The following is a 2435-nucleotide window of genomic DNA, read 5'->3' on the forward strand; positions in this document are numbered from 1 at the left end:
CGCGGATCGAAGCCTATGTGCTGGCCCAGCGCTATTCGTCGTACCGGCAGATGTCGATGGACCTCGCGGGCCAGGACCCCGGCCTGATCGGCGTGCTCAACAAGCTGAACGGCACCCAGATCGGCCACCGGATCGCCAACCTGGCGCAGGACCTCATCGGCGACGCCGCGCTGTCCATGCCGCCCGCCGGCCGCGGCGCCCGCGGCGACGAGAAGTGGGTGAACCAGATCATGGGCTCGCTGGGCGTCGCCATTGCCGGGGGAGCGTCGAACATCCAGCGCAACGTCATCGCCGAGCGCGGGCTGGGCCTGCCGCGGGACCAGGGGGACCGGGCATGAGATTCCTCCTCTCCGACGACCAGCTCGACCTGCAGGCCGCCGTTCGCGACTACGCCCTGGAGCGCGGCGACGCCGGCGCCCGGCGCGGAGCCTTCGAGGGCGACAGCGGCTTCGACCCCGACTTCTGGCAAGGCCTGATGGCGCTGGGAGCCGGCGGCATCGGCGCGCCCGAGGACGCCGGTGGTCTGGGCCTGGGCCTGCTGGACGTGGCGCTCGCCGCCGAGGCGCTCGGATACGCCGGCGCGCCCGGCCCCTTCCTCGGCCATGTCCTCGCCATCCACGCCATCGCGCTCTGCGGCAGCGACGACCAGAAGGCCCGATGGCTTCCGGGGCTCGCGACGGGCGAGGTGATCGGCACGGTCGCACTGGCCGAGCCGGGCGAGCGGCTGCGACCCGCGACCTGGGAGACGCGCTTCGCGGACGGCCAGCTCGCCGGCGAGAAGCGGGACGTGCTCTATCCTGAACTGGCCGATGTCACCGTGGTCGGCGTCACCGATGGCTTCGCCCTGGTCGAGCGCGCCGCGCCGGGACAGGCCCTGGCGCCCCGCGACGGCGCCGACCGCACCCGGCGGCTCACCCAGGTGACCTATGCCGCGACGCCCGCCGAAGCCATGCCAGCCTCCGGCGAAGCCGCGGACAGGGTCGTGGACGCGGCCCTGGTGCTGCTGGCCGCTGACGCATTCGGCGGCGCGACGCGCCTGCTGGAGATGAGCACCGAATACGCCAAGACCCGCGAGCAGTTCGGCGGGCCCATCGGCCGCTTCCAGGGCCTGAAGCACCAGTTGGCCAACATGGCCGTCGAGGTGGAGCCTGCCCGCGGCCTCTACTGGTACGCGGCCCACGCATACGACCGGCAATCGCCCGACAGCGCGCGCGTGGCTGCACTCGCCAAGGCGCATCTCGGCGAGGTCTATATGCAGACCGCGCGGGCGGCGATCGAGGCGCACGGCGGCATCGGCTACACCTGGGAGTACGACGCCCAGATCTGGTTCAAGCGCGCCATGTTCGACTTCGCCTATCTCGGGGCCCCGTCCCGCCACCGCGAGCGCGCGGCGCAATTGGGCGGCTGGTGAGCGCCGTGGCCCCGAGGCCCCAAATCCCAGGAGGCTGGCGCGACGTCGCCTCGTCGCTGGACCGCAGCGTGACCACACATCCCGACGCAGAGGCGGTCGTCGGGCGCCACGCCCGCTACACCTATGCGCAGCTGGACGCCGCCATCGACGCCGGCGCGGCGGCGCTGCGGGCGCTCGGGGTCGGCCCCGGCGACCGGGTGGCGGCCTGCGCCGGCAACCACCCCGACATCATCATCGCCTTCTTCGCCGCCCAGCGGCTGGGGGCGATCTGGGTCGGGGTCAACCGCCCGCTGGCGGCGCCGGAAAAGGCCTTCCAACTGCAGGACTCGGGCGCGCGGGTCTTCTTCGCGGACGCTGCGGCCCAGGCGCAGATCGAGCCGCTCCGGGACGGCCTTTCCGAGCTGGAACAAGTGATCGACCTGGAGCCGAGGCCGGAGGGCAACGCGTGGCTCCGCATGGTGGCGCAGCACGCGGGTGCGCCCCGGGCCGACGTCGCCATCGATCCGCACGCGCCAGCCGCCATCGCCTACACCAGCGGCACGACCGGCCACCCGAAGGGCGCGGTGCACAGCCAGCACAACATGGTCCTAGTCGCCGCCGCCGGGCATGCCGGCCTGCGCGGCTCGCACTGGGCGCCGGACCTGCGCCGGGGCGTGACGCTGCCGCTGACCATCCTGAACCTGATGATCCTGGAAGCCGTCACGTCCCTGTCCGGCGGCGGCGTCTGCGTCTGCATGGACCGAGCCGACGCCGGGGGCATCGCCGAATGGGTGCGCGACGAGCGGATCGAATGCTTCACCGGCGCGCCGGCAACCGTCTACGATCTCCTGACCCGCCGCGAGATCGATGCCGCCGACCTGGCGAGCCTGAAGTTCGCGGCCAGCGGCGGGGCCAACGTGCCCGACGAGTTGCGGACGCTGCACCAGGCGCGCTTAGGCAAACCCCTGCTCGGCGGCTACGGCCTGACCGAGGCGCCGACCGCCGTGGCCGGGACCTCGGTCGAGCGGCCGTTCGTGCCCGGCTC

At 73.1% G+C, this 2435-nt stretch carries 3 protein-coding genes; all 3 read left to right on the forward strand.

Annotated features, from left to right (window positions below; translation table 11 throughout):
- A partial coding sequence (locus tag VGD44_RS14345) for an acyl-CoA dehydrogenase family protein (RefSeq protein WP_331088204.1) occupies nucleotides 1-338 on the forward strand: 338 nt, incomplete at its 5' end.
- Nucleotides 335-1411, forward strand: coding sequence for an acyl-CoA dehydrogenase family protein (locus tag VGD44_RS14350; protein ID WP_331088205.1), 1077 nt, complete (start codon nucleotides 335-337; stop codon nucleotides 1409-1411). The genes VGD44_RS14345 and VGD44_RS14350, both read left to right, overlap by 4 nt.
- A 68-nt stretch (nucleotides 1412-1479) precedes the next feature.
- On the forward strand, nucleotides 1480-2435 hold a 956-nt coding region (locus VGD44_RS14355), incomplete at its 3' end, for a class I adenylate-forming enzyme family protein (protein WP_331088206.1).

The sequence above is a fragment of the Phenylobacterium sp. genome (assembly GCF_036402295.1).
Taxonomy (GTDB): Bacteria; Pseudomonadota; Alphaproteobacteria; order Caulobacterales; family Caulobacteraceae; genus Phenylobacterium.

Bases quoted from the DNA above. Each gene is read 5' to 3' on its own strand.
- VGD44_RS14350 (WP_331088205.1), top strand. From the start codon at position 335: ATGAGATTCCTCCTCTCCGACGACCAGCTCGACCTGCAGGCCGCCGTT.